This is a genomic window from Pseudomonas sp. 18.1.10, assembly GCF_024655625.1.
Taxonomy (GTDB): domain Bacteria; phylum Pseudomonadota; class Gammaproteobacteria; order Pseudomonadales; family Pseudomonadaceae; genus Aquipseudomonas.
This window is the reverse complement of sequence record NZ_JANLGL010000039.1, coordinates 1-26,557: the sequence shown is the minus strand read 5'-3', so window position 1 is coordinate 26,557 and position 26,557 is coordinate 1. Positions and strand designations below refer to the sequence as shown.

Genomic DNA, 26,557 nt, shown 5'->3' with positions numbered 1-26,557 from the left:
CTAAACAGAAACATCGGAGGGGATAAGACTGATGGAGTGTCGGGGATAGACATGTGCATACAAGCAGGTGCTCCAGGATGGTGCACCTGCCTGTATTCAACTTAGTGGAACAGTACCGCCGTCTTCTGCAGGGTCACCCACACACCCCACGCCAACGGAATACCCACCACCAGCCAGGCGGCAATCGCCAATGGCACAGTACCTGGCGCGGCTTTCCACTCCAGGGAAGTGCTGGCGTCGGCGCCTTTGTCATGGCCCAGCGCCTGCTCAGCAGCCAGTTCGGCATCGGTCATGAAGTACTTGTCGGCCACCGGACGCACCAGCAGGTTGCAGATGAACCCCAGCACCAGCAGGCCGGCGAGGATGTACAGGGTGATGTCATAGGCCGCAGCGCGTTCAACGCCGATGCTCAACTGATACTCACGCAGGTAGTTCACCAACACCGGGCCCAAGACGCCCGCCGCTGCCCAGGCGGTCAGCAGGCGACCATGGATCGCACCGACCATCTGCGTACCGAACAGGTCGGCCAGGTAAGCCGGAACCGTGGCAAAACCACCGCCGTACATCGACAGGATGATGCAGAACGCCGCCACGAACAGCGACACGTTGCCCAGGTGACCGAGGTTCGGGATCAGCGCATACAGGGCAAAACCCAGGGCGAAGAACACGAAATAGGTGTTTTTACGGCCCAGGTAGTCGGAGAACGACGCCCAGAAGAACCGCCCACCGATGTTGAACAGGCTCAACAGACCGGTGAATCCCGCCGCGATCGCCGCGATAGAGGCCAGTTGACCGGCATCCAGTTGGCCAAACGGCACATCCACACCCAGCAGCTTGCCGCCGAACACTTCCTGCAGCAGTGGCGAAGCCATGCCGAGGATACCGATACCGGCAGACACGTTCAGGCACAACACCAGCCACACCAGACGGAATTGCGGGGTTTTCCAGGCCACGTTCACGTGCACGTGACGGTGGGTAATCATCGCGTTGCTGGCTTTTTTCGCCGGTGCGGTCCAGCCCTCAGGCTTCCAGCCGGTCGGCGGCACGCGGTAGGACAAGGCGCCGCCGATCATGAACACAAAGTAGATCGCCGCCATCACCAGGAAGCTCTGCCATACGCCTACGCTGTCCGGCGTGGCGAAGTGGCCCATCAATGCCGCCGCCAACGGGGCACCCACCATTGCGCCGCCGCCGAAGCCCATGATCGCCATGCCAGTGGCCATGCCGCGCTTGTCCGGGAACCACTTGATGAGGGTCGAAACGGGCGAGATGTAACCCAGGCCCAGGCCGATACCGCCAATGACCCCGGAGCCGATCCACATCAGCCAGATCTGGTGGGTGTAGATCCCCAACGCCGAGATCAACAGGCCGCCACACCAGCACAGCGCCGATACAACACCGGCCTTGCGTGGCCCGGCATGTTCCAGCCAGCCACCCCAGATCGCTGCCGAGCAGCCCAGGAAGATGAAGAACAGGGTGTAGATCCAGCCCAGCATGGAGATGGGCCAGTCACACTGGGACGAGAAGACTTGCGCGATAAAACTCATGTCTGGCGCGCAGGCGAGCGGCTTGGTGACGCCCAGCGCCTTCGACAACGGCAGCCAGAACACCGAGAAACCGTAGGCCATGCCGATGCACAGGTGGATAGCCAGTGCGGCCGGCGGAACCAGCCAGCGGTTGAAGCCGGGCTTGGCGATGATGCGCTCCTTGGACAGGAACGCAGGCTGTGCGGCAGTTGAAGCTGCCGCAGTGCTAGTGCTCATTGGTGTTTCCCCCAGTTATTAGTATGCGTTCGTCAGGCGCTCTCTCCCTCGGCCTTGCACGCAAAGCGTTGGCCGTTGTTGTTGAGTGAAGCTCCATTGATGCGCGACGTTGTGTCGCAGAAGGCAGACGAACCCGCGCAGATTAGCACCTGCGGGTGACAGAAAAACCAAACTGACATCACCTTTTTCAGCCTATCTGTTTTGTCTGACGCCAAATTCCCGTTTTGCTGGCCCTGGATACAATGTAACGATGAGGGAACTGACGTACGGTTACGGGCGTTATACTCTTCGGCTAAATTTTGAAATCGACATACAAGGACTCGCCCATGAAAGCGTTCGGCAAAATCCTGGGTCTGGTACTTCTCGGGCTGTTGCTGATCATTGTGGCGCTGGGCTTTGCCCTGACCCACCTCTTCGATCCCAACGACTATAAAGACGAGATTCGCCAGATTGCCCGCGACAAGGCCCACATCGAGCTGACGCTCAATGGCGACATCGGCTGGAGCCTGTTCCCCTGGCTCGGCCTTGAGCTGCACGAAGCCAGCGTGGCCACCCTGACCACCCCGACGCAACCGTTCGCCGACCTGCAGATGCTCGGCCTGTCGGTACGCGTGCTGCCGCTGCTGCGCCGCGAAGTGCAGATGAGCGACGTGCGTGTCGAAGGCCTGAACCTGCGCCTCAACCGCGACAAACAGGGCCACGGCAACTGGGAAGATATCGGCAAGAACGCGCCTGTCGCGTCCACCGAAACCACCGCGCCTGCCGCCACGCCGGCCGAGCCCGCTGCCGAGCCCAAGCCGGAGAAGCCGCCACAGCCGATCCGCCTGGACATCGACAGCCTGACCATCAACAACGCCCGCGTCGAATACAACGATGAGCAGACCGGCAAGCAATTCAGTGCCGAGAGCATCCAACTGAGCTCCGGCGCGATCCACGACGGCGCAAGCATCCCCGTGAAGCTCACCGCATTCTTCGGCAGCAACCAGCCGGTGATGCGCGTCAAGACCGAGCTCAACGGCAACCTGCGCATCCAGCGGGCGCTCAAGCGCTACCAGTTCGAAGACATGCGCCTGAGCGGCGAAGCCACCGGCGAGCCACTGCAAGGCAAGACCGTGACCTTCTCCACCCAGGGGCAGTTGTTGGTGGATCTGGCGGCGAACGTCGCCGAATGGACCAACCTGAAGCTGTCGGCCAACCAGCTGCGCGCCTTGGGCGAACTGAAGGTCAACGACCTCGACAAGACCCCGCAACTGAGCGGCGCCCTGTCCATCGCCCAGTTTGACCTGGCCAAGTTCCTCGACAGCGTGGGCCAGCCGTTGCCGCCGATGGCCGAGGGCAGCCTGAGCAAGGTCGAGCTGGTCAGCCGCCTCAGCGGCACGCCGACCCGCGTGGCCCTGGATGAACTGAACCTGAAGGTCGACGGCAGCACTTTCACCGGCCGCATCGCCGTGGATGACTTCGCCAAGCAGTCGCTGCGCGTGCAACTCAAGGGCGATAGCTTCAACGCTGACAACTACTTGCCGGCCAAGTCCGAAGCCGCCAAAGGCACCTCCGCCGCGCGCCAGGCCGAAGTGCAGAGCAGCGAAGCCGGGGCCATGGCCGCCGGCGGCACCACGCCGCTGCCGGACGCACCTACCAAGGGCGCCTGGAGCACCGACAAGCTGCTGCCACTGACGCGCCTGCGCACTTTGGACGTGGATGCCGACCTGGCCTTCGGGCAACTGACCCTGAGCAAGCTGCCAATCCAGAACGCCGTGCTCAAAGCCACCGGCATCGATGGCCAACTCAAGCTCAACACCCTGAGCGGCGGCCTCTACAACGGCACCTTCCAGGCCAATGGCAGCCTCGACGTGCGCCAGGATATCCCGCTGCTGGCGCTGCAAAGCCAGATCAGGCAAGTGCCGGTCGAACGCATCTTGCAAGCCCAGGGGCAAACGCCACCGGTGAAGGGCCAGATCACCCTCGACAGCAACCTCAGCGGCCGTGGCAACAGCCAGAAAGCCCTGATCGACAGCCTCAACGGCACCGCCAGCTTTGTAATCAACAACGGCATGCTGCTCAACGCCAACCTTGAGCAACAGCTGTGCACCGGCATCGCCCTGCTCAACCGCAAGACCTTGAGCAGCACGCCGCAAGGCAAGGACACGCCATTCCAGGAACTGCGCGGCAACCTGACCTTCCGTAACGGCGTGGCCAGCAACCCGGACCTGAAAGTGCGCATCCCGGGCCTGACGGTCAACGGCAACGGTGACATCGACCTGCGCGTGCTGGGCATGGACTACCGCGTGGGCATCCTCGTCGAAGGCGACCAACGCGCCGTGCCAGACCCGGCCTGCCAGGTGGGCAGCAACTTCCAGGGCATCGAAGTGCCGCTGCGCTGCCGTGGCCCGCTGGAACTGGGCGCCAAGGCCTGCCGCCTGGACAAGGACGGCCTCGGCCAGGTCGCGATCAAGGCGGCTGGCAACAAGCTCAGCGACAAACTTGAAGAGAAGCTCGACAAGGTCAACCCGCAGCTCAAAGACGCGCTCAAAGGCCTGTTCAAACGATGAGAAACGAGCAGTTTTCAACGGCGGTGCTGGACTGGTACGACCGCCACGGTCGCCATGACCTGCCCTGGCAACAGGGCATCACGCCTTACCGGGTGTGGGTCTCGGAGATCATGTTGCAACAGACCCAGGTGAGCACCGTGCTCAATTACTTCGACCGCTTCATGGCCTCGCTGCCGACGGTCGAGGCCCTGGCCGCCGCACCGGAAGACGAAGTGCTGCACTTGTGGACCGGCCTGGGTTACTACACTCGCGCACGCAACCTGCAAAAGACCGCGAAGATTGTCGTGGCCGACTACGGCGGCGAGTTTCCCCGGGACGTGGAAAAACTCACCGAGCTGCCGGGCATCGGCCTGTCCACCGCTGGTGCAATCGCGAGCCTGAGCATGGGCCTGCGCGCGCCGATCCTCGACGGCAACGTCAAACGCGTGCTGGCGCGCTTTACCGCGCAAGAGGGCTACCCTGGCGAGCCCAAGGTGGCCAAGCAGCTGTGGGCCACCGCAGAGCGCTTCACGCCCCATGATCGGGTCAACGCCTACACCCAGGCGATGATGGACATGGGTGCCACCCTCTGCACCCGCAGCAAACCCAGCTGCCTGCTGTGCCCGCTGGAAAAAGGCTGCGAAGCCCACATGCTCGGCCTGGAGACGCGTTACCCGATCCCCAAGCCGCGCAAGACCATCCCGCAGAAGCGCACGCTGATGCCGATGCTGGCGAATGCCGAGGGCGCGATCCTGCTTTACCGCCGCCCATCGACAGGCCTATGGGGTGGATTGTGGAGTTTGCCGGAGCTGGACGACCTGCAAGACCTCGAACACCTCGCCCACCAGCACGCGCTGGAACTGGGCAAGCAACAGGCACTGCCCGGGCTAATCCACACCTTCAGCCACTTCCAGCTGGCCATCGAGCCCTGGCTGGTGCAGGTCGAGGAATCCGCCCATCACGTGGCCGAGGCCGACTGGCTCTGGTATAACCTCGCCACCCCGCCGCGCCTGGGCCTTGCCGCCCCGGTCAAGAAACTGCTGAAGCGCGCGGCCGACGTTTTGAATGCAGGAGTGTCGTCATGACCCGCACCGTAATGTGCCGCAAGTACAAAGAAGAACTGCCAGGCCTGGAACGCCCTCCGTATCCGGGCGCCAAGGGCCAGGACATTTTCGAACACGTCTCTGCCAACGCCTGGGGCGACTGGCTGAAACACCAGACCCTGCTGATTAATGAAAAACGCCTGAACATGATGAACGCCGAAGACCGTAAATACCTGGCGGGCGAGATGGACAAGTTCTTTTCCGGCGAGGATTACGCCAAGGCCGACGGCTACGTGCCGCCTGCTCAATAATTGATCAAAAACCGGGGTCGACACGTAAGCGACGGTAATAATTAAATATTTTTTGAAAACTTGCTTGACGACCCCCTGAAAAACCCGTTTAATGCGCCCCGTTGCCCAGATAGCTCAGTCGGTAGAGCAGGGGATTGAAAATCCCCGTGTCGGCGGTTCGATTCCGTCTCTGGGCACCACTAATTAGTTTTAGGTGGTGCGAACATCATCTGAAACACACAAGAAACCCGCCTAGTGCGGGTTTTTTGTTGTCTGCGATTTTGTGTGCTATCCCTCTCACTCCCCCAGACCAGCCAGGTCAATTAACTCGAATGCAGTTCTTCTTCAGATATTTTTCACTTATCTGGACAGCCGTTTTGAGATAACGTTGGGCCTATTGAGGCCCTAAACGCCCATTCTACGGGCACCGAAGCGCCATATTTTTGAGATAAACCAGAACCCATTTGAGATATTTTCCAACATGGCCGAGTTTCTTCACCACGATCTGGAGCTTTTGAACCCCTCGTTCGATTCGGGCCTGGTCGACGTGTTGAACGAGTTGGAACACCTCAGGCGCCTGCAACTAAGTGGCGACACACCGCCCGCCGTCTTCCTCCAACTGAAAGACCTGTTCCATACACTGGAAAGCCTGGGCTCCGCCCGCATCGAGGGCAACCACACAACACTGGCCGACTACATCGAAAGCAAAGTTGATGGAACGGCCGAGGATTCGGATCATCTGCGAGAAATCGCAAACATCGAAAAAGCCATGGCATACGTTGAAAACATCGTACAGCCGGGCACGGACCTGACCGAATTTGCCATTCGGGAACTCCACACAATCACCGTTCAAGGACTACACCGCGAAGGTGATCGCACACCAGGCGCCTATCGCGAAGCGGGAGTGCGGATCGCCCAATCAGACCATCTTCCGCCTGATGCCGTGATGGTGCCGGCCTACATGCAAGAGCTGGTCGCCTTCGTAAACAGGCAAGACGCCCCCAAATACGACCTGATGAAGGTAGCCCTGGCTCACCATCGGTTTGGCTGGATTCACCCATTCAGCAACGGCAACGGTCGTGTCGTACGCCTTCTGACCTACGCACTCCTGATGAAGTACGGCTTCAACGTCAGCACAGACGGCCGGGTACTCAACCCCACCGCAGTATTCTGCATTGACCGAGAGAAGTACTACGCAATGCTCTCGACCGCCGACACTGGCACCAAGGAAGGCCTTGAAGCCTGGTGCATCTATGTGCTCGGCGGCATCAAGGACGAGCTGGAGAAAGTCAGCAAACTGACTGACTACGGCTATCTGACCAGGCACATCCTCGCGCCGACTATTGCACTGGCAAAGCAGCGCGAATGGATCACGCCACTGGAAGAGAAAATCCTGACGACTGCCATCCAATTGAAAGTGGTCAAATCGGGAGATATTGCCAACGCCCTGCCCAACCTGTCTGCCCCACAAAGAACCTACCAAATAAAAAGACTGGTCGATCAAGGCATGCTGCTCCCCATCAGCCAAGGTGCACGCCAATACACCATTGGGTTTTCGAACAACTACCTGATCAGGGGCGTTATCAAGGCATTGCGCGAAGAGGGGTTCATCCCCGAGCAGTTGGACAACCCCTAATAAAGCCCGTCCGCCTCATTTACCTAAGCAAAAACACCATCAACGGATTGTCATTCAACCGCCCACTGAACACCGGCGCTTGATGCTCCAGCGGCGTCCCCGCCAGCAACGCCGTTTCCTTGCGCGCCACGATCACCCATGAAGGCCGTGGCAACGCTCCCAGCCGCGCTACCTCGCCGGCACTGACAAACAGCGGCTGCTCATCGTGATCCAGGTTCATCATGTAGCGCACCGCCCAGGTATCGCGGCCCAGATTGAGAAACACCAAGGGCCCCGGCTGCGTGACGCGAAGCGCCTCTACCTGGCCAACGAAGGTGCGGGTGTCGAATTGCAGGTCCTTGGCGCGATCGACCACGGTCACCAGCACCAGCCATTGCGCGGCCAAGGCGATTGCACTGAGCCACACCAGCCGGCGCCAGGCGATCACAGCCGCGACTTGCAGAATCAACAGAACGCCAATCAACAGCGGCAACGAAACGTCCGGCCAGTAACCGTGTTTTTGCCACCCATGCCGACAGACAAAGACTACAACCACGCACAACGCCGGTAGCGCCGCGACAAGCCCTTCGTAGCACCTGCGCACGCCAACGAGCCAGCCTTGCGCCTGGAGCAGCCCATAGGCGGCGACAGCGGCAAACAGCGGCACCATGGGCAGGATGTAGTAAGCGCGCTTGAAGTGCGGCACCGACAGCCCGAGCAGGATCATCAGGCCGCAAGCACCGAGCCGCACCACCAACTGCACATCGTCATTCACAAAGCGCTCAGACCAGCGATGGCGCAGCGCGATCATCGTCGCCAATGCCAGCGGCACGACCGGGAAGTAGCGGTACACACTCAACTGGAAGTAGAAGTAGAACGGCTCGCCGCTTTCATCGAGGCGCCCGCCGACCTGCATCTTGAACACTTCGTCGGCAAAGGCATCGCCTCCGCTGATCCGCGCCAGCTTCACCAGCAACCACCAGCACGCGACCAACAGCAACAGGCCAACCGCGCCGTGGATTAGCACCTGCCGGACCCGCTGCCCGGGGCGGCTCAGCGCCCAGTACACGCACACCACCCCACAGACTTCGATCAACCCCAGTGGCCCACGAATGGCAAAGCCAAGGATGAACAACGGAAACACAGCAAGCTGGCGCCAGCGCGAGCCCAGGCGCTCGCCCGTGTGCAACAGGTAGAAACTACCTACACACAACAGCGACACCATCTGATCCAGGCACACCGAGCGCGACTTATCGAGCAACTGCGCAGTGAGCAGCGTGAGCAGCACCGTCAGCAACGCCCATTGGCGACTCGACGGGACCAGCAGGCGGTAGATCACGGCAACCAACCCAGCGGACGCCAGGGCTGTGGGCAGGATATTCGCCAGGTGATTGGGCGCACCGAACAGCCGGGCAAATACAAAACTAAAGAAAGTCGCGGTGCCGGGATAGTCCGCGTAGGGCTGACCGTAGGTGGTCGGAAAAAAACTCGCACCGTGGCGAAACATTTCCTGCAGGAACAGCGCCCAGCGTCCGTCAAAACCCTGGGGTTGCTGATCCCAGATGCCCAAGGTAAACAGCAGTAAGGCCAGCAGGAAAATGCCCAGGGACTCCAGGCGAAAACGGTTGCGATGATCCATCGGTTGACCTGTCAGGTGAAGGGCGCCGACCTATGGTGCCAACCCCCCTGCTGAATAGCGCCTGAACAGACTCACAGTTACCGACGTGCGGGCCACACCAACGCCGGGATCAGGCGGATGTAGATCAATTCACCCACCAGCTCGATCAAGGTTTGCAGGATCACCACCGTCGCCGCCAGCCCGCGTACATCCTCGGGCAGGGCCAGCGCCAAGGGCAGCACCACCAACGAGTTGCGCGTCGATGCACTGAACGTCACTGCGCGCGCTGTCGCAGATGGCAGCGCGAACAGGCGCGCAGCCAATATGCCCATCAGCGGTGCCAACACCAGAAAGCTCACATACACAGGAATCACCGGCACCAGCAGGCCGATATCACGCACCACCGAAGTAATCTGCGACGCGACCACCACAAACAGCACCAACGCCATCGCCGGCACCGGCAACCAGGCCCAGGCGTTGTTCCACGCGCTGACGAGCGAGGATCGCCGTGCCAGGGATGTGGTCAGCACCGCCAGGATCATCGGCAGCACAATCAACAGCACGAACGCCTCGACAAACGGCCCCGCCGCCACCACCACGTCCGATTGCGCCCCCAACATCAACCCCAGGTACACCGGCAACAACGCCAATTGCAGCAGCAACAACACCGGCGTCGCCGCCAACATCAGCCGCGAGTCGCCCTTGCCGATATGGGTAAACACCACCACGTAGTCGATGCACGGCGTCAGCAACACCAACAACGCCCCCACCAGCAACGCTGGGCGCTCCACCAGGCCACGGGTCAACGCCCACACCAGCAACGGCACCAAGATGAAGTTGGCCAGCAGCAAGGCCGACAGGAAACGCTTGTTGCCCAAGCCTTGGCGCAGGTCCAGAAACGGGATTTGCAGAAACATCGCGTACATCAGCACGGCGATAGTGGGCGTGACCAGCATGCCCAGGTCTCTGGCTGATGAGGGCACGAGCAAGCCGAAGCCGGCTGCCAGGAGGACAGCGACGAAGTAGAGGGGGATCTGATGGTGTTCGAGGGTGTCGCGGGTCATGACAGCGCTCTAGTCGATTGCAATGGCCCAAGCCTATGGATCTACTGCTATAAGGTCGACCCAGTGTTTCTAAAAAAATAAAAATCGATAACGGTAGAGAACACATGAATTTGAATGACGCCTCTTCGCGAATGCCCGATATGACACGCACGCCAAGTCAAAGCACTCCATTCAAAGAACCCACCGCCGACAACCACCTCCTCGGCGGCTTCACCTGGCGCCACCCGCGCACCGACCTCGAACGCCCCGTCGTCATCATCAACGCCGCCACTTCCCTGCGCTGCCGCTATTACTCGCGTTTCGCCGACTACCTCTACACCAACGGCCTTGACGTCATCACCTACGACTACCGTGGCATCGGCGAATCCCGCAGCGGCTCGCTGCGCGGCTTCAAGGCGTCCTGGTCGGATTGGGGCACGCTGGATTTCGAGGCGATCCTGCGGCGCGCCCAGCGAGAGTTTCCCGGACAACCGATCGATGTGGTGGGCCACAGCTTCGGCGGCTGTGCGGCAGGCCTTGGCGCCTCGGGCGCGGTGATCCGGCGCATCGTTACCGTGGGCGCACAGTTTGCCTATTGGCGCGACTACGCAGCGCGTGGGCGCTGGCAGATGCTTGCCAAATGGCATGTGCTGATGCCACTGCTAACGGCCCTCTGCGGATACTTCCCCGGCAAGCGCCTGGGCTGGCTGGAAGACACGCCCGCAGGCGTGGTGCGGGACTGGAGCACGCCGACGCCCCGCTATGAAACACGGCCCAGCGGGCGAGACCTGGGCGAGCTGCCATTCAGCCGGGTGACGGCGCAGCTCCTTGCCATCAGCCTCACCGATGATCCGTTCGGCACCGTGGCCGCCATCGAGCGGTTACTGGCGTACTTCGACAACAGCGAGCGTAGCCATCTGCGCATTGCGCCCGAGGACATCGGCGAAAAACAGGTCGGGCATTTCGCCTTTTTCCGTAGCGAGTATCAGGACCGGCTGTGGCCGATTGCATTGGCATGGCTGCAAAACGGCCAATTACCAGCGGATACCCTTGGGATTTCCCCCAACCTGCGCTTCAATAGCCCACTCTGAACCCTAGGACGTCACACCCATGGCCTCGCCAAACAAGCAGCAAAAACGCGCCCAACGGGCCAAGACCAAGGCCAAGCAAAACCGCACCCAGCGCGCCGTCGCGAGCAAGCCGGACGCCTTTGCCGGCGATGACAGCCGCATTGACCTTGAGTCAGTGGATTTGACCGAGCTGTTCGTCGAGATGCGCGCCGCGGGCGAGATCAGCCAGCAGGCATTGTGCGCAGCGTTCCTGTCGCACCCATTGCTGGCGCTGGTGCTGGAGCAGGAAGGCGAAGAAGAAGCCACCGACTTTATCCTGGCGGCGCTGATCGAGTATCGGCAGTGGGCCACGGACAGTGATGATGAAGCGACTGCGCTGGCGTGGATTGAGTCGCCAGAGTTCCAGGCGGATTACGTTGCGGCGTCCCAGGCGCTCGCTAACGACGAAGACTGATGCAAAACCCAATGTGGGAGCGGGCTTGCTCGCGAATGCGGTGTATCAGCCACACATTGAGTGACTGACACCCTGCTTTCGCGGGCAAGCCCGCTCCCACATTTGAACGGCGGCGCAATCAAGCACCGCATTCCATCACATCAATTGAGTACCGCTGCGCCCACTTTCTGCGCCTTGCGACGACTCGACACCAACAACCCCGCCGCCACCACCAGCAAACTCAACACCCCCGTCGCAATAATCTCGACCCGATGCGCTTCCTGGAACAGCATGATGGTCAACGTACCGACGATAAACACCATCACCGCGTAGGTCAGGCCCGGGAACAGCCACATCTTGAAGACAATCTTCTCACCCGCCGCCGTACGCTTCTGGCGCATGCGCAGTTGCGACACCGCGATCACCAGATACACCAGCAGCGCGATCGCGCCGGAGCTGGCCAGCAGGAATTCAAACACGGCAGCCGGAGCCACGTAGTTGGCGAACACCGCGAGGAACGCCGCGCCGGTAGACAGCATGACTGCCCAATAAGGCGTGCCGCTCTTGTTGGTGCGCTTGGCCACAGCCGGTGCATCACCGCGACGGCCCAGGGAGAACAGCATGCGCGACGCGGTGTACAACGCCGAGTTCAGGCAGCTGGTCACGGCAACCAACACCACGATATCAACGATCATCTTGGCATTCGGGATGCCCATGCGTTCCAGCACGGTCTGGTAGGAACCTACGGCCGCCAGGGTCGGATCGTTCCATGGCACCAGGGACACCACGATGAAGATCGACAGCAGGTAGAACAAGCCAATCCGCCAGATCACCGAGTTGGTGGCCTTGGTGATTTGCTGGCCGGGGTTCTTCGATTCGGCGGCAGCGATGGTGACGATCTCGGTGCCCATGAAGGAGAACATGGTGGTGAGGATCGCGGCCAATACCGCGCCCATGCCGTTTGGCATGAAGCCTTGGGTGTCGAATAGGTGCGAGACGCCGCTGACCTGGCTGGTCGGCAGGAAACCGAAGATCGCGGCCAGGCCGAGGATCACGAAGCCCACGATGGCCACGACTTTGATCAGCGCAAACCAGAACTCGAACTCGCCGTAGTTCTTCACGCTAAACAGGTTGGTCGCCGTCAGCAGCAGGGTGATGACCAGCGTAAACGCCCAAATGGCGATATCCGGGAACCAGGCGTGCAAGATGGTCGCGGCGGCGTTGGCTTCCAGCGGGATCACCAAGACCCAGAACCACCAGTACAACCAGCCGATGGTGAAGCCGGCCCAGTGACCAATGGCGCGGTCGGCGTATGTCGAGAACGAACCGGTGTCCGGCGACGCCACGGCCATTTCGGCCAGCATGCGCATCACCAATACCACCAGCGTACCGGCCGCGGCGTAGGCCAGCAGCACAGCAGGGCCGGCGGCAGCAATCGCGTGGCCGGAGCCAACAAACAAACCGGCACCAATAACGCCGGCAATCGACAGCATGGTGACGTGACGCGGTTTGAGCCCCTGTTCGAGGTCATTGGAGCTTTGCGTACTACTCATTGACACACCTTTGCGAGGAATTGCGAAAACGGTCCGCCCGGCCTGTGCTCTTTCTCGTGAAAAGAAACCAACAGGGCGTTCTTTATTTTTTACGCAAGATTTGCGCCAAAATGTTACAAGCCCGCAATTGACGTGGGCTGTAGGACAATCCAGCAGCCATCGCAACCCATTGAGAACAATGAAATTCCGCTATAGCGTTACCGTGCGACTCACTTTTAAACGAAAGCACGCACCAAAAACACACACAAAAAGTACGTGACGCGCCATAACGGGGCTGATATGCACCGTTTGCCCGATTGACCCTTCCAACCCCCGGCCAAAGCTGGCACCATCGCGCCCTTTTTTACGCGAAGCCTGCCGGTTTACGGGTTCAAACGGCTGTTCGGTTGTTGATGGCGCGACACGCTACTGTGCCGATGCGACACCCTGCCGCAGACCACCTGTTAACCGTCCGCAGCGCTGTTGGCTGTCATCCAAACGCTATGCTAGCTTGGCGCCTCGCCAGGAAGGCGGCCCAACAGCAAGCACGCAACGAACACAATGAGGACCGCACATGGCCGAGGCCACGCCCGCGCTTGAAATCCGCAACTTGCATAAACGCTATGGTGAGCTGGAGGTACTCAAAGGTATCTCGCTGACCGCTCGCGACGGCGACGTGATCTCGATCCTGGGTTCCTCCGGTTCCGGCAAGTCCACGTTCCTGCGCTGCATCAACCTGCTGGAAAACCCGCACCAGGGCCAGATCCTGGTCGCCGGCGAAGAGCTCAAGCTCAAGGCCGCGAAAAACGGCGAGCTGATGGCCGCCGACGGCAAGCAGATCAACCGCCTGCGCAGCGAAATCGGTTTTGTGTTTCAAAACTTTAACCTGTGGCCGCACATGAGCATCCTCGACAACATCATCGAGGCCCCGCGCCGTGTGCTCGGCCAGAGCAAGGCCGAAGCCATCGAAGTGGCCGAAGCCCTGCTGGCCAAGGTCGGCATCAGCGACAAGCGCCACGCCTACCCCGCGCAATTGTCCGGCGGCCAGCAACAACGGGCCGCCATTGCGCGCACCCTGGCCATGCAGCCTAAAGTCATCCTGTTCGACGAGCCCACATCGGCCCTTGACCCGGAAATGGTTCAGGAAGTACTTAATGTGATCCGCGCGCTGGCCGAAGAAGGCCGCACCATGCTGCTGGTCACCCATGAAATGGGCTTCGCCCGCCAGGTGTCCAGTGAAGTGGTGTTCCTGCACCAGGGCCTGGTCGAAGAGCAAGGATCGCCACAGCAGGTGTTTGAAAACCCGCTTTCGGCGCGCTGCAAACAATTCATGTCCAGCAACCGCTAACGGAGCAACATGCATGCAGAACTATAAAAAATTCCTTCTGGCTGCGGCCGTCTCGATGGCGTTCAGCGCCACGGCCATGGCAGAAACCCTGAAAATGGGGATCGAAGCGGCCTACCCGCCCTTCAACAATAAAGACGCCAGCGGCAACGTCGTGGGCTTCGACAAGGACATCGGCGACGCCCTGTGCGCCAAGATGAAAGCCGAATGCGAAGTAGTGACCTCCGACTGGGACGGCATCATCCCGGCCCTGAACGCCAAGAAGTTCGATTTCCTGGTGTCCTCGCTGTCCATCACCGATGAACGCAAGCAGGCCGTCGACTTCACCGACCCGTACTACTCCAACAAGCTGCAGTTCATCGCACCAAAAGCCACCAAAGACTTCAAGACCGACGCCGGCTACCTGAAGGGCAAGATCATCGGCGCACAACGCGCAACCTTGGCCGGTACCTACCTGGAAGACGAGCTGCCGGACACCACCGCCAAGCTCTACGACACCCAGGAAAACGCCTACCTCGACCTGACCTCGGGCCGCCTCGACGGCATGCTCGCCGACAAGTACGTGCAGTACGAATGGCTCAAGAGCAAAGACGGTTCCGCCTACGAGTTCAAGGGCGACCCGGTAGTAGAAAGCGACAAGATCGGCATCGCCGTACGCAAGGGCGACCCGCTGCGCGAGCGCCTGAACAAAGCCCTGGCAGAGATCAAGGCAGACGGCACCTACAAGAAGATCAACGACAAGTACTTCCCTTTCAGCATCGAATGATCTGAACGGTATGCCCGACGCGCTCACTAGAGCGCGTCGGCTTCTAGCAATGCCTTGCGATATGAAAACACCATGAATTTCGATCTCTACGGATTCGGCCCGGCGCTTGCCGCTGGCGCGCTGATGACCGTCAAACTGGCGCTCACGGCCCTGTGCCTGGGGCTGGTGCTCGGCCTCGCCGGCGCCCTGGCCAAGACGTCCCCGTACAAGCCGCTGCAGTGGCTTGGCGGCGCTTACTCGACCCTCGTTCGCGGCATTCCCGAACTGTTGTGGGTGCTGCTGATCTATTTCGGCACGGTCAACCTGATGCGTGCCCTCGGCGAGTTCTTCGGCAACCCCGACCTGTCCCTCAGCGCCTTTGCCGCCGGGGTCATCGCCCTGGGCCTGTGCTTTGGCGCCTACGCCACCGAAGTGTTCCGTGGCGCGATCCTCGCCATTCCCAAGGGCCACCGCGAAGCCGGTGTAGCGTTGGGCCTGTCGAAGTTCCGGATCTTCACCCGCCTCATCATGCCGCAGATGTGGCGCATTGCCCTGCCCGGCCTGGGCAACCTGTTCATGATCCTGATGAAGGACACCGCGCTGGTCTCGGTGATCGGCCTGGAAGAAATCATGCGCCACGCGCAGATCGGCGTGACCGTGACCAAGCAGCCCTTCACCTTCTTCATGGTCGCGGCCTTTATGTACCTGGGCCTCACCGTCCTGGCGATGACCGCCATGCACTTCCTGGAAAAACGCGCCGCCCGCGGCTTTGCAAGGAGCACCCAATGAGCGGCGACTACAGCTGGCTGGCGCATTTCGACCTGGGCCTGAACTGGGCCGTCATCATCAAGTGGCTGCCCAAGTTGGCCCAGGGCGCGGTCCTGACCCTGGAGCTGGTGGCCATCGCCGTGATCGCCGGCCTGCTGCTGGCGATTCCGCTGGGTATCGCCCGTTCCTCGCGGCGCTGGTACGTGAGCGCCCTGCCCTACGCCTACATCTTCTTCTTCCGTGGCACGCCGTTGCTGGTGCAACTGTTTCTGGTCTACTACGGCCTGGCGCAGTTCGATGCGGTACGCGAGAGCTTCATGTGGCCGTACCTGCGCGACCCGTTCTGGTGTGCCACCGCCACCATGACCCTGCACACTGCCGCCTATATCGCCGAGATCCTGCGCGGCGCGATCCAGGCGATCCCGCCCGGCGAGATCGAAGCGGCGCGAGCCCTGGGCATGTCCAAGCCGAAGACGCTGTTCTACATCATCCTGCCGCGCGCCTCGCGCATCGGCCTGCCGGCGTACAGCAACGAAGTGATCCTGATGCTCAAGGCCAGCGCCCTGGCCAGTACCGTGACCTTGCTGGAACTGACCGGCATGGCCCGCACCATCATTGCCCGCACCTACTTGCCGGTGGAGATCTTCTTCGCCGCCGGGCTGTTCTACCTGTTGATGGCCTACATCCTGGTGCGCGGCTTCAAGCTGCTGGAACGCTGGCTGCGCGTCGATGCCTGCCAGGGACGTTGAGGCCCGATTCCAGGCGCTGGATCGGTTCCTGACCGAACACCAAGGGCTGTGGCGACCACGGCCCTTCACCCAGCGCCAGTTGCCCTGGGAAAGCACCTACCCCGAACTCGCCCAGTGGCTACGCCAGCGCTCGTTGGCCGACGCGGAAACCGCCCACAATCATCCCCATGACCTGCCCGCCCCCGCACCTTTTCCACAGCTGGCAGCCCAGGCGTTGGCGCTCGGTGCTGTGGATAAGTTACCGACGCTGCCCCTCGAACCGGCTCGCCATCGCCTGAATGTCGATGTGCCCGGGCGCAAATGGCAACAGATCGAAGCCTTCGGCGCCGCCCTGCGATTTGCGCAAACACCCAGGCACTGGCTGGACTGGTGCGCCGGCAAGGGCCACCTCGGCCGCCGCCTGCTGCAAAGCGGGCAACAGCTGACCTGCCTGGAATATGACCCCGCACTGATCGCCGCCGGCCAGGCCTTGAGCGAACACCACGGCCTGCCCGTGACCCATCGCCTGCAAGACGTGATGGCTGACGTCGCACTCGGCGCCGAGCACACCCCCGTCGCCCTGCACGCCTGCGGTGACCTGCACGTCCGCCTGCTGCAACTGGCCAGCAGCGCCGGTTGCAAACAACTGGCCCTGGCGCCCTGCTGCTACAACCGCATCGGTACCGAGCGTTATCAAGCACTGTCCAGCGCCGGCCAGGCGTCGGCATTGCAGCTGTCGATCGACGACCTTGGCCTGCCGCTGAGCGAAACCGTCACCGCCGGCGCCCGCGTGCGGCGCCAGCGCGACACCTCCATGGCGCGGCGCCTGGGCTTCGATCACCTGCAACGGCAACTGCGCGACCGCGACGACTACTTGCCCACCCCTTCACTGCCCAGCGCCTGGCTGGACAAACCCTTCGCCGACTACTGCCGGGAATTGGCGACGCTCAAAGGGTTATCCACAGGTGAACAGGATTGGCGGGCGCTGGAGGCGCACGGCTGGCGGCGTTTGGCCGAGGTCAGAAACCTGGAATTGCTGCGTGGTCTGTTTCGGCGCCCGCTGGAGCTATGGCTGGTGCTGGATCGGGCACTGTTTCTGCGCGAAAACGGCTACAGGGTCGAGGTAGGCAGCTTTTGCGAATCGACACTGACACCGCGCAACTTGATGGTGCTTGCCGAGCGCGATTAGAGGGCAAAATTGTCGCACCCAGGCCTGTGGATAACTCTGTTGATGAAATCTTTACAGCGCCTGTAGCCGTCTGCGTTACCGGCCAAAAGCCAGGCTGATCATTTTTTGTTCACAAAATAAAACGCACGCAAAACAGGCAGTTGCGACGTGTTGAGAACAGATCCACAAAATCGCTGTTTAATCCCGGCAGCAACCAACCAATTGTGCATAAGCATCTAGCATCCTGCCTATAACGCGAGCGCTCAAGGCGTGGCTTTTGGCCGGGTCAGTGCGCGGCACAGTTCGTTGATATCGTCGCTGGCGAGGCTCTGGCCCACGTTATCCAGCGGGTCCGAACCAAAGGCCAGGGCTTCGCTGAAGGACAGGTCGCGGTGCACGACATCCAGCAGCTGCTCACCCAGGCGCAGCTTGAACGCTTCGACCATGTCCAGGCTGAACGCCGAATGCTCATCCAGTTGGTTTATCACGAAGTGACAACGCGGCGGGTGATGGCGCTCACGGTAGGGCGCCAACAAGGCCTCCATCTGGTCCAGCGTGCCAAGGCAGGCGGCGTCCGGCTGCACCACCACCAGCACGATGTCGGCAACGTTCAGCGCTTGGTGCAGGTACGCATTGTTGCCGGCGGGGGTATCGATGATTACCGTCTGGCGCTCGCTCAAGCCCAGCACCGACAGGCGCTGCGCCAGCCATGTCGGCTCACGGGTGAGCCAGCGCTGGAGGTTTTCCTGCTGCTGCACATCGGTGTCGCCAAAGGGCATCACTTGGCAACCGGCAAACCCGGTTTGCAGGACGCTCTGCCATTGCGCGTTGATTAAGCTGGTGCGGCCGATGCCTGGCAGCTCGTGGCCCACACCAAAGTGCTGGCGCAAGGCGTTCTGCGGGTCGAGGTCCAATGCCACCACGGACTCGCCCAGGCGCTGCAAACCGCTGCTCAGGGCCGTGACCAGGGTACTGCGGCCAACGCCACCATTGACGGAAACCACGGCAATCACCGCCGGGTGCGGCGCATTCGAATCGAAAGGCAGGGTGTGTTCGTAGGCATAAGGCGTGTTGGCGCTAAAGCGCGAACCGTCCTTCGCATTCACGCGAGTGCCATCATCGAAGGGAACGGTACCGAAAAAGTGCAATCGAGCGTTGCGCCCTTTCGGATCGCGGGACACGCCCTTGCCGAACAGGGCAAACAGATCATCAGTGCGGCTCATGGCCGGAGCTCCTTCACGGCGCGTTTAAAGACGTGGGAGGTCGGCAAGAAACAAGGGGCTTACCGCAGTCTTTTTGTAGGCGCTGTCGTTGGGCCATTTTGTGGCAGAGATCAGGGAGTGTCATTATTTTGATGTTATTCTCGACACCCTTTCGGACGAGCGGAAAATAGCCAATTTACTGACGTTTAAATCCCGTTGTTTATGGCCTTGTGATTTCACCGTGCCATTGTTTTTTGCCCGCTATCACCGCACCATTGCCGCACCTTCCAGGCTGCAAGCTCGGGTATAGCTGTGGCGATACGCTTTAAAATCCCCCGGATTCTGTTCGGTTTTGCCATCACGCTGATGCTGGGTGGCGGGCTGCTGGGCGATTTGCATGCCGATTGGGATTTCAGCCAGATCAGCCGTCGTGCCGAGGCGCTCTATGGCCCGCTGGGCGCCGGCCGCCAACGCATCGATGCTTGGCAAAACTTGCTGTCGACGCAAAAGCAAATCGGCGAGCTTGAGCAACTCAAAGTGGTCAACGTGTTCTTCAACCGGCAGATGAAGTACGAAGAAGATATCGACCTGTGGCACGAGATTGATTACTGGGCGACCCCCATTCAATCCCTGTGGAAAGGCGCCGGTGACTGCGAAGACTACGCCATCGCCAAATACTTCAGCCTGCGTAACCTCGGCATCCCGGCCGACAAGCTGCGCATTACCTACGTAAAGGCCTTGCGCCAGAACCGTGCGCACATGGTGCTGACCTACTACGCCAGCCCCGAAGCCATGCCGCTGGTCCTGGACAGCCTGATGGACCCGATCCTGCCCGCCAGCCAGCGCACCGACCTGTTGCCGGTGTACGCGTTCAACGGTGAAGGGCTGTGGCTGACCGGGGCCGCGGGCAACAAGAAAGTCGGTGACACCAAGCGCCTGTCGCGCTGGCAGGATGTCTTGAAGAAAATGACCGCCGAAGGGTTTCCGGCCAGTTCGGATAATTAACAGGAGCTACGATGTCACTGTTCAAACAATTGCTGATCGCTATCTGTGTGTTTCTCGTGGTCGCCTTCAGCGGTAGCTTCGTGGTCAGCCTGGAAAGCTCGCGTACCCAGTACGTCAACCAATTGCGCTCCCACGCCCAGGACGCGGCCACCGCGCTGGCGCTGTCGCTGACGCCGAACATCGATGACCCGGCGATGACCGAACTGATGGTCAGCTCGATCTTTGACAGTGGCTACTACGCCAGCATCCGCGTGATCGACCTGAGCAATGACCAGGTGCTGGTGGAACGCTCCGCCGAACCCGACGCCAACGGCGTGCCGGCCTGGTTCGTGAAGATGATCGGCCTGGCGCCGGCCGGCGGCGATGCCATCGTCAGCCGTGGCTGGCAGCAGGCGGCGCGCGTTGAGGTAGTGAGCCACCCGATGTTCGCCCTGGCCAAACTCTGGCAGAGCGCCCTGGGCAGCCTCGGCTGGCTGCTGCTATGCGGAGCGGCGAGTGCCATCCTGGGCGCCTTGCTGCTGCGTCGCCAGCTGAGGCCGCTGGACTATATGGTCGAGCAATCCCACGCGATTGCCCGGCGTGAATTCCTCAGCCTGCCCGACCTGCCGCGCACCCCGGAATTGCGCCGCGTGGTGCAAGCCATGAACCAGATGGTGGAGAAGCTCAAGGCGCTGTTCCACGAGCAGACCGAACGCAGCGAAAAGCTGCGCGTGGAGTCCTACCAGGACAGCCTGACCGGGCTGGCCAACCGGCGCTATTTCGAGATGCAGCTCAGCTCCCGCGTCAGCAACCTGGAAGAGCCCAGCTCCGGCTACCTGCTGATGCTGCGCGTCAACGACCTCGGCGGCCTCAACCAGCGCCTCGGCGGGCAACGCACCGACCAGTTGCTGCAAGCCGTCAGCCAGCAACTGGTGCGCACCTGCGCCAAGTACCCGGAAACCCACAACCTCATCACCCGCAGCCGTGGCGGTGAATTCGCGGTGCTCGCACCGGGCCTGGTGCGTGACGAAGCCCGGCAATTGGCCCAGGAGCTGGAAACCACCCTGCAGAGCCTGCACGAAACCGGCGCCACCGACATGCCCACCGTGGCCTACATCGGCCTGGCCCCCTACAACCCCGGCGACGCCTCGGCCGACCTGTTGATGCTGGCCGACCAGGCCCTGACCCAGGCAGAAGCCAGCAGCGGCCAGAGCTGGGTGTGCCTGGACCACCAGACCGCCGGCACCGTCAGCGATGACCCGCACAGCTGGCATACCCTGCTCGACAACGCCCTGAAACAAGGGCGTTTCCGCCTGTTCTTCCAGCCGGTGGTGAGCAGCAGCGATACCCAGCGCGTGCTGCATTACAAGGTGCTGTCGCGCCTGCTCGACAACGAAGACCAGACCATTGCGGCCGGTCACTTCCTGCCGTGGCTGGAGCGCTTCGGCTGGACCGCGCGCCTCGACCAGGTGATGCTCGATCTGGTCATCAAGCAGCTGGCCCAGCACAACCAGTCAGTGGCGCTGAATCTCTCCGCCGCCACGTTGAACGACCCCCAGGCCATGGAGCAGATCTTCGAACGCCTGGCCCAGCACCCCACCCTGGGGCCGCGCCTGACCCTGGAAATCGGCGAAGAGCAAGTGCCCGAGCAAACCCAGTTGGAGCAGCTCATCCGGCGCATGCGCAGCCTGGGCTACAGCCTCGGCTTGCAACGTTTCGGTGGGCGCTTCAGCATGATCGGCAACCTGGCACACCTGGGCCTGGCCTACCTCAAGATCGACGGCAGCTACATCCGTGCCATTGACCAGGAAAGCCACAAGCGCATCTTTATCGAAGCGATCCAGCGGGCCGCCCACAGCATTGACCTGCCGTTGATTGCCGAGCGCGTGGAAACCGAGGGTGAGTTGCGGGTAATCCGCGAGATGGGCGTAGAAGGGGTGCAAGGCCAACTGGTCGGTGAACCGGCGCCCTGGAAGTAAAACGTCGAAACCTCATGCCTCCTTGACGCTAATGCCGTGAAGGAGGTGTGGCGTGTTCAGATCAGGCCGGTTTCATCGTCATTAATCAGTTCACTCAAGCCGCCCAGCGCCGCACGGGCCTGGGTTCGCTCCAGAAACTTGGCCTGTGCTGCCGGCGGCAAGTCGGTGATGCGGATCACGCCTTTGGACGTCAGCACCTGGATCAAGTCGTCCAGCACTCGGATCATCTCAAGGTCACTGCTCTTGAGCTGCTTGAGGCTGGTTTCGATCTCATCATCGGCAAACCACGCCTGGATCTCATGATGGTCGGCCGGTAGCGTCTCGGTGGCTTCCGCGTAGGCCTGCGCCTCGACGCGTACCAAAGCGTTGTTTTGATCGCGTTGCACGTAGAACATCAGCGTTCTCCCAATAAAAAATCCCTGCAGGCGCCGCGCACGACGCCCACAGAGATTACACACATTTTCCCGAAGCCGATGCCACTGGGGCGCCAATCCCGAAAGATTGCCGCCCCGGTGGTTATCAGTCGTGGTGCTTGACGGTCAGGTCGCCACCGGCGATCAGGTTGTTGATCGCCGTGCTGCCACTGCCCCAGTTCGCGCCATCGACCTTGATCGTCACATCGGCCGTACCGCCATTGGCAGTGAACGAACCGGTGCTGCTCACGCTCAGCGTCGAGTTGCCCGCCGAGTCGGTGGTCAACTTCAGGTAGTTGGCCAAGTTGGTGTCGTTATTGCCTTGCAGCAAGTCGGACAGGTCCAGCTTGTCGCCTTCGCTGTGCTTGAAGTCGGTGATCTGATCGAAGCCACCGTTGGTGTTGGTATCGCCTTTGAGCCAGACGAAAGTATCGGCACCTGCGCCGCCGGTAAGCACGTCATTGCCCTTGCCGCCGACGAGGATGTCGTTACCGGCACCACCGAAGAGTTTGTCGTCACCGCCCTGGCCGAACAGGATGTCGTTGCCGGCATTGCCGATCAACGTGTCGCTGCCATCCTTGGTGCCGTAGATGTTCGACGCGTTGGCCAAGGCCCCGACGTCCTGCACGTGCTCAGTGATGTACTGGTGCAAGGTGCGATCGTCAATCAGGTCAGGTGTAGTCGACAGCTTCTCGGCAGCGAAGGCCTTGAGTGCCGCATTGCCTTCCTGGCCTTTGTAGCTGATGAGGTCGCCGAACAGGATGTCGTTGCCCGAACCACCGGACACGCTGTCCGCGCCAGCATCGGCGGTGTGGCCAGTGATGGCATCCGCCAGCTTCTCGGTGTCGATGGTGGAAACCACCTTGTCGGTATCGAACTGCTTGAGCACGGTGCTATCGATGTTCGAACCCAGGCCGATGGCCTCGACCACGACTTTGTCGGGCACCGAGTTGACCAGATCGCTGTAGGCCGTCTTGGCGTTTGCCAATGCGGTGCTGGAGTTGTTGTAGACCGCAGCAACGTCGAAGCCGCCATTGCTGTTGGCCACAACCGTACCTTCATACGTCGAGTAGCCACGGCTGTCGTAGGAGTAAACCTTACCGCTGCCGTCGACAATCATCCGCCAGTTGCCATTGATTACGGCATAGACCGGACTGCTCTGGCCCAGGACGTAATTGGAGTTGTTCACCATGCTGTCAAAGTAAACGCTGGAACCTTTATTGCCGCCGCTATAGCCCAGGTACGGGTTGCCCTGCACGTCGGTGTACACGTTCGGCGAACCGTCGGTGATGAAGTACGTGAGGTTTTTCGCGCCGGCGTTGCTGGTCGCGTCGCTGCTCTTGAACCAATCCGAGGCCGCTTTGAACGCGTCCTGGTAGTTGGTCATGTCGCTGGAATTGGACACCATCTGGTTCAACACGACCTGCAAGGCAGCCTTGGCGGCGGTCTTGTCAGCCAGGTTGACCGAGACCTCAGACTGAACGCGGGTGTCGAAGTCCACCAGCAGCACTTTCACCACGCCCGAGTCTTTGGTGCCGGCATTGGCAATCAAGGTATCGAAGATGCTCGAGAGCTGGTCTTTGATCGACTTCATGGCGCTGGAGCCGATACTGCCCGACGTGTCCACAAGGAACGCGATGTTGTAGTTGGTGCCCGGGTTGGTGATACCGCCTTTGTCGCCGACCACAATGTTGTTGGCCGAGCTGGAACCCAGGTCGATGGTATCGGCACCCGCGCCGCCTTCCAGGTTCAAGGTGTAAACCTGAGGCTTGACCGTGATGGTGCTGGTGGCGACCGACGAACTCAGGCTGTCGGAACCGGCGCTGTCCTTCACGGAGATGTCGATGAGACGATCACCGGTGGTTGGGTACTTGCTGGTGCTGGAGTATTGGAACGACTCCAGCAGCGCCTTGTAAGTGGCCGAATCCGCTGCGCCCGAGAGCGTCAGTACGATCTTGCCGCTGACATCGGTACCGACGCTGGTCAAGGTCACGCCTTTGTAAGTACCACCCACCGCAATCAGGCTGGAGCTGAGCTGATCGCCCGAGCTGGCGTTTTTCAGGGTGATGGTCGCACTTTGCATCTGCGTGCTATCAACGTCAGCAATGCCCACGCTGGCGGTGATCGCAACGCCGGCGGCGGCACGCTCGGTGTACGAGGTGCTGTAGCCGGTGGCGGCGGCGCCGTCTGCGGTGCTGAGGTCCAGCACTGGGGCGTCGTTGACCGGGGTAATCACGATGCTCACCTTGCCGCTCGACGTCACCGTTTCACCGGTGCTCTGCTCGGTGGAGGTTGCTTTCACGGTCAGGTCGAAGGTACCGGTGGAATCCTTGACCGGCGTGACCGTCAGGGTTTTCAGGTTCCAGGTGCTCACATCGTAGAGCGTGCCCGTGCCGGTCGAGGTGTAGGTGTGGCCGGTGGTGCCGTCGGTAATCACGGTGCCTTTCGGCAGGCCGCTGATTTCCACCTTGTGGGATTCCGAACCGTCGTTATCGACAAACGTGGCGGTAATCGGGCTGACCTTGATGACGGTGTCTTCCAGGCCACTGTTGTAGACGTAACCGGTGTAGTAACCCTCGCCATTGACCACATGGCTGTCGCCCAGCACCGCACCGGCGGCTTTCAACGCCTCGATGCTGGTGTAGGTCTGTATGCCGCTGCTGCCCAACGACACCGATGGGGCGTTGTTGATCGACACATTGACGTCGTAGTTACCCGCGCCCGCCTGGTTGTAGTGGTAGATGTCGAGGGTGTAGTAGCCCGACTCGGTCGGCGTGTAGGCCGAACCGTTGATTGCGCTGCCACTGCTCCAGGTCTCGGTCGCAACCAGCTTGCCGCCCACGGTGATTGCCAGGCTGTCGTCGGCCGTACCGGTGAAGGTGTAGGTCTTGCCGGCTTCCAGGTAGATCAGGCCCGAGACCTTGGTCGCGGTGGTGGCCGTCACGTTGTCGTTGGTCACGGTGTGGATCACACCGGTGGACACAGCGCTGGCCGCGGTCTTGGCGTCGATGACCTTAATCAGGTCGTCGGATTTGACCACGCCGTTGCCGTTGGTCCCCAGCGCAGTCGGCAGGTTGCCGCCCGTCCAGGTCTGGATAACCAGGCCCTGTGCCGCAGCGCCGGCCTGAGTCACCGTCACGACCCCCGCATCCGCCAGCGGATGGATATCCACGGTGATGGTTTTGGTCTCGCTGTTGGTGTTGCCGTCGGTGGCCTGGAACTTCAGCTCGGTGTAGTGACCTTGCTTGTTGCCCACGCCGGTGCCGCCGAAGCTGCTGTCGCCGGACTCGTTGTCCGCCGGGCTGTAACGCACGTTGTGGTTATCGAAGTCCGCCTGGCTGAAGGCCTTGCCGGCCGACGTGGCGCTTGCCAGATCGGTCGTGGTGAGTTTGACCCACACACCGTTGACGTTGTACTCGATGGAACCGGCAGGCAGCGCGGTGAACACCACTTTCGGGTTCGCCGAGTCTTCATCCTTGACGCCGAAGGTGGCCCAGGTCAGTTCGACCGGAGTGTCTTCGTTGCTCTGGATAGTGCCGTTGGTGGCGGTTGGGGTGTCGTCGACCAAGGTGACAGTCGGCTGCGCAACGTTATGCGAGTTCAGGCCTTCTGGGTCGGTAACGGTCAGGTCGATCTTCGGCAGCTGGTTGCCCGCGTTGACGAAGTCCGCGCCTGCTTTGGTCAGCACCACGTTGTTGCCGGAGATGCTGTAGTAACCCTGCGTGTTGGTGCCTGGCGTGAAGCTGATGGTCAGGCCGTCGCGTGGGGTTTCTTCGTCTTTCGCAACGAAGGTACCGGCCACCGTTCCGACCTTGGCAGTGTCTTCCACAATGGTGGTCGGCGTGATGGTGATGACTGGCACGTCGTTGTGCAGGTTGACCACTGGCTGAGCGTTGTTGCTGGCGCTCAGGCCTTCCGGGTCAGCGACAGTCAGGTCGATTTTCGGCAGCTGGTTGCCGGCGTTGACGAAGTCCGCGCCTGCTTTGGTCAGCACCACGTTGTTGCCGGAGATGCTGTAGTAGCCAGCAGCGTTGCTGTTGCCCGTGAAGGTGATCGTCAGGCCTGCACGTGGAGTTTCTTCGTCGGTGGCGACGAAGGTACCGGCGACGGTGCCCACGGCGGCAGAGTTTTCTTCCAGGGTGTTGGCGGTAACAGTGATGACCGGCACGTCGTTATGCAGATTGACCACTGGCTGAGCGTTGTTGCTGGAGTTCAGACCTTCAGGATCAGTAACAGTCAGGTCGATCTTCGGCAACTGGTTGCCGGCGTTGACGAAGTCCGCGCCTGCTT

20 protein-coding genes and 1 tRNA gene are annotated in these 26,557 nt (G+C 61.1%); 14 read left to right on the top strand and 7 right to left on the bottom strand.

Going from position 1 to position 26,557, the window contains the following annotated elements; genetic code table 11:
- Nucleotides 1–101: 101 nt before the first annotated feature.
- Nucleotides 102–1,763 (bottom strand): OFA family MFS transporter, encoded by a 1,662-nt coding sequence (locus tag NUV89_RS09645; protein WP_257781098.1) that lies wholly within the window; start codon nucleotides 1,761–1,763, stop codon nucleotides 102–104.
- 326 nt (nucleotides 1,764–2,089) lie between these two features.
- Here NUV89_RS09645 and NUV89_RS09640 point away from each other — a divergent pair, with 326 nt between their 5' ends.
- The 5 genes from NUV89_RS09640 to NUV89_RS09620 all read left to right on the top strand — a co-directional run bounded on the left by NUV89_RS09640 (nucleotide 2,090) and on the right by NUV89_RS09620 (nucleotide 7,260).
- A complete protein-coding gene (locus tag NUV89_RS09640) occupies nucleotides 2,090–4,312 on the top strand; it encodes an AsmA family protein (RefSeq protein ID WP_257781097.1) in 2,223 nt (740 codons plus the stop codon).
- Nucleotides 4,309–5,376: an A/G-specific adenine glycosylase gene (gene mutY, locus NUV89_RS09635; RefSeq protein ID WP_207041077.1), complete on the top strand. Its 1,068-nt coding sequence runs from the start codon at nucleotides 4,309–4,311 to the stop codon at nucleotides 5,374–5,376. The genes NUV89_RS09640 and mutY overlap by 4 nt, the downstream gene beginning before the upstream one ends.
- On the top strand, nucleotides 5,373–5,645 hold the full coding sequence (locus NUV89_RS09630; protein ID WP_017738350.1) for an oxidative damage protection protein: 273 nt from the start codon (nucleotides 5,373–5,375) through the stop codon (nucleotides 5,643–5,645). Before mutY ends, NUV89_RS09630 begins: the two co-directional genes overlap by 4 nt.
- Before the next feature lie 103 nt (nucleotides 5,646–5,748).
- Nucleotides 5,749–5,824 (top strand) — tRNA-Phe (locus NUV89_RS09625).
- Between the two features lie 281 nt (nucleotides 5,825–6,105).
- Nucleotides 6,106–7,260 carry a Fic family protein gene (locus NUV89_RS09620; protein ID WP_257781096.1) on the top strand — a complete coding sequence of 385 codons (1,155 nt, stop codon included), beginning with the start codon at nucleotides 6,106–6,108 and terminating at the stop codon, nucleotides 7,258–7,260.
- A 19-nt stretch (nucleotides 7,261–7,279) separates the two neighbouring features.
- On the opposite strand, the gene NUV89_RS09615 is transcribed toward NUV89_RS09620, so the two are convergent.
- Entirely contained in the window at nucleotides 7,280–8,878 is a 1,599-nt protein-coding gene (locus tag NUV89_RS09615) for a glycosyltransferase family 39 protein (protein WP_257781095.1), read from the bottom strand.
- Between the two features lie 77 nt (nucleotides 8,879–8,955).
- Nucleotides 8,956–9,921: an arsenic resistance protein gene (locus NUV89_RS09610; RefSeq protein WP_257781094.1), complete on the bottom strand. Its 966-nt coding sequence runs from the start codon at nucleotides 9,919–9,921 to the stop codon at nucleotides 8,956–8,958.
- 140 nt (nucleotides 9,922–10,061) lie between these two features.
- On the opposite strand from NUV89_RS09610, the gene NUV89_RS09605 reads away from it, so the two are divergent.
- Together NUV89_RS09605 and NUV89_RS09600 are read left to right on the top strand one after the other, a co-directional pair.
- Complete coding sequence (locus tag NUV89_RS09605) at nucleotides 10,062–10,991, top strand: alpha/beta fold hydrolase (protein WP_374684472.1); 930 nt, start codon at nucleotides 10,062–10,064, stop codon at nucleotides 10,989–10,991.
- Between the two features lie 19 nt (nucleotides 10,992–11,010).
- Complete coding sequence (locus tag NUV89_RS09600) at nucleotides 11,011–11,424, top strand: hypothetical protein (RefSeq protein ID WP_257781093.1); 414 nt, start codon at nucleotides 11,011–11,013, stop codon at nucleotides 11,422–11,424.
- A 140-nt stretch (nucleotides 11,425–11,564) separates the two neighbouring features.
- Here the strand turns inward: NUV89_RS09600 and gabP are convergent, their stop codons facing one another.
- Nucleotides 11,565–12,956 (bottom strand): GABA permease, encoded by a 1,392-nt coding sequence (gabP, locus tag NUV89_RS09595; protein ID WP_257781092.1) that lies wholly within the window; start codon nucleotides 12,954–12,956, stop codon nucleotides 11,565–11,567.
- Nucleotides 12,957–13,509: 553 nt separating this feature from the next.
- Here gabP and NUV89_RS09590 point away from each other — a divergent pair.
- The 5 genes from NUV89_RS09590 to NUV89_RS09570 all read left to right on the top strand — a co-directional run bounded on the left by NUV89_RS09590 (nucleotide 13,510) and on the right by NUV89_RS09570 (nucleotide 17,710).
- Nucleotides 13,510–14,283 carry an ABC transporter ATP-binding protein gene (locus tag NUV89_RS09590; protein WP_017738342.1) on the top strand — a complete coding sequence of 258 codons (774 nt, stop codon included), beginning with the start codon at nucleotides 13,510–13,512 and terminating at the stop codon, nucleotides 14,281–14,283.
- 13 nt (nucleotides 14,284–14,296) lie between these two features.
- Nucleotides 14,297–15,046: an ABC transporter substrate-binding protein gene (locus tag NUV89_RS09585; RefSeq protein ID WP_257781091.1), complete on the top strand. Its 750-nt coding sequence runs from the start codon at nucleotides 14,297–14,299 to the stop codon at nucleotides 15,044–15,046.
- Nucleotides 15,047–15,118: 72 nt separating this feature from the next.
- A complete protein-coding gene (locus NUV89_RS09580; RefSeq protein WP_017738340.1) occupies nucleotides 15,119–15,814 on the top strand; it encodes an ABC transporter permease in 696 nt (231 codons plus the stop codon).
- Between the two features lie 38 nt (nucleotides 15,815–15,852).
- Nucleotides 15,853–16,542, top strand: coding sequence for an ABC transporter permease (locus NUV89_RS09575; RefSeq protein WP_257781107.1), 690 nt, complete (start codon nucleotides 15,853–15,855; stop codon nucleotides 16,540–16,542).
- Nucleotides 16,523–17,710, top strand: a complete 1,188-nt coding sequence (locus NUV89_RS09570) for an SAM-dependent methyltransferase (protein WP_257781090.1) — start codon at nucleotides 16,523–16,525, stop codon at nucleotides 17,708–17,710. The genes NUV89_RS09575 and NUV89_RS09570 overlap by 20 nt, the downstream gene beginning before the upstream one ends.
- A gap of 242 nt (nucleotides 17,711–17,952) precedes the next feature.
- On the opposite strand, the gene bcsQ is transcribed toward NUV89_RS09570, so the two are convergent.
- Nucleotides 17,953–18,912 carry a cellulose biosynthesis protein BcsQ gene (gene bcsQ, locus NUV89_RS09565; protein ID WP_257781089.1) on the bottom strand — a complete coding sequence of 320 codons (960 nt, stop codon included), beginning with the start codon at nucleotides 18,910–18,912 and terminating at the stop codon, nucleotides 17,953–17,955.
- A 291-nt stretch (nucleotides 18,913–19,203) separates the two neighbouring features.
- Between bcsQ and lapG the strand changes: the two genes are divergently transcribed.
- Nucleotides 19,204–19,896 carry a cysteine protease LapG gene (lapG, locus tag NUV89_RS09560; protein ID WP_257781088.1) on the top strand — a complete coding sequence of 231 codons (693 nt, stop codon included), beginning with the start codon at nucleotides 19,204–19,206 and terminating at the stop codon, nucleotides 19,894–19,896.
- An 11-nt stretch (nucleotides 19,897–19,907) separates the two neighbouring features.
- Entirely contained in the window at nucleotides 19,908–21,854 is a 1,947-nt protein-coding gene (gene lapD / locus NUV89_RS09555) for a cyclic di-GMP receptor LapD (protein ID WP_257781087.1), read from the top strand.
- A gap of 56 nt (nucleotides 21,855–21,910) precedes the next feature.
- Here lapD and NUV89_RS09550 read toward each other — a convergent pair whose 3' ends face one another.
- Together NUV89_RS09550 and NUV89_RS29820 are read right to left on the bottom strand one after the other, a co-directional pair.
- Entirely contained in the window at nucleotides 21,911–22,249 is a 339-nt protein-coding gene (locus tag NUV89_RS09550) for a tryptophan synthase subunit beta (protein WP_257781086.1), read from the bottom strand.
- Between the two features lie 124 nt (nucleotides 22,250–22,373).
- Nucleotides 22,374–26,557, bottom strand: a 4,184-nt coding sequence (locus tag NUV89_RS29820; RefSeq protein ID WP_308220192.1) for a type I secretion C-terminal target domain-containing protein, incomplete at its 5' end; no start/stop codon positions are given.

What these genes read in the sequence shown, in the direction of transcription:
- NUV89_RS09585 (WP_257781091.1), top strand. Translation starts at nt 14,297, where the DNA reads ATGCAGAACTATAAAAAATTCCTTCTGGCTGCGGCCGTCTCGATGGCG.
- NUV89_RS09605 (WP_374684472.1), top strand. Translation starts at nt 10,062, where the DNA reads ATGACACGCACGCCAAGTCAAAGCACTCCATTCAAAGAACCCACCGCC.
- NUV89_RS09570 (WP_257781090.1), top strand. Translation starts at nt 16,523, where the DNA reads ATGCCTGCCAGGGACGTTGAGGCCCGATTCCAGGCGCTGGATCGGTTC.
- NUV89_RS09550 (WP_257781086.1), bottom strand. Translation starts at nt 22,249, where the DNA reads ATGTTCTACGTGCAACGCGATCAAAACAACGCTTTGGTACGCGTCGAG.
- NUV89_RS09640 (WP_257781097.1), top strand. Translation starts at nt 2,090, where the DNA reads ATGAAAGCGTTCGGCAAAATCCTGGGTCTGGTACTTCTCGGGCTGTTG.
- NUV89_RS09590 (WP_017738342.1), top strand. Translation starts at nt 13,510, where the DNA reads ATGGCCGAGGCCACGCCCGCGCTTGAAATCCGCAACTTGCATAAACGC.
- NUV89_RS09620 (WP_257781096.1), top strand. Translation starts at nt 6,106, where the DNA reads ATGGCCGAGTTTCTTCACCACGATCTGGAGCTTTTGAACCCCTCGTTC.
- NUV89_RS09615 (WP_257781095.1), bottom strand. Translation starts at nt 8,878, where the DNA reads ATGGATCATCGCAACCGTTTTCGCCTGGAGTCCCTGGGCATTTTCCTG.
- NUV89_RS09645 (WP_257781098.1), bottom strand. Translation starts at nt 1,763, where the DNA reads ATGAGCACTAGCACTGCGGCAGCTTCAACTGCCGCACAGCCTGCGTTC.
- NUV89_RS09600 (WP_257781093.1), top strand. Translation starts at nt 11,011, where the DNA reads ATGGCCTCGCCAAACAAGCAGCAAAAACGCGCCCAACGGGCCAAGACC.
- mutY (WP_207041077.1), top strand. Translation starts at nt 4,309, where the DNA reads ATGAGAAACGAGCAGTTTTCAACGGCGGTGCTGGACTGGTACGACCGC.
- bcsQ (WP_257781089.1), bottom strand. Translation starts at nt 18,912, where the DNA reads ATGAGCCGCACTGATGATCTGTTTGCCCTGTTCGGCAAGGGCGTGTCC.
- gabP (WP_257781092.1), bottom strand. Translation starts at nt 12,956, where the DNA reads ATGAGTAGTACGCAAAGCTCCAATGACCTCGAACAGGGGCTCAAACCG.
- NUV89_RS09610 (WP_257781094.1), bottom strand. Translation starts at nt 9,921, where the DNA reads ATGACCCGCGACACCCTCGAACACCATCAGATCCCCCTCTACTTCGTC.
- NUV89_RS09580 (WP_017738340.1), top strand. Translation starts at nt 15,119, where the DNA reads ATGAATTTCGATCTCTACGGATTCGGCCCGGCGCTTGCCGCTGGCGCG.
- NUV89_RS09630 (WP_017738350.1), top strand. Translation starts at nt 5,373, where the DNA reads ATGACCCGCACCGTAATGTGCCGCAAGTACAAAGAAGAACTGCCAGGC.
- lapD (WP_257781087.1), top strand. Translation starts at nt 19,908, where the DNA reads ATGTCACTGTTCAAACAATTGCTGATCGCTATCTGTGTGTTTCTCGTG.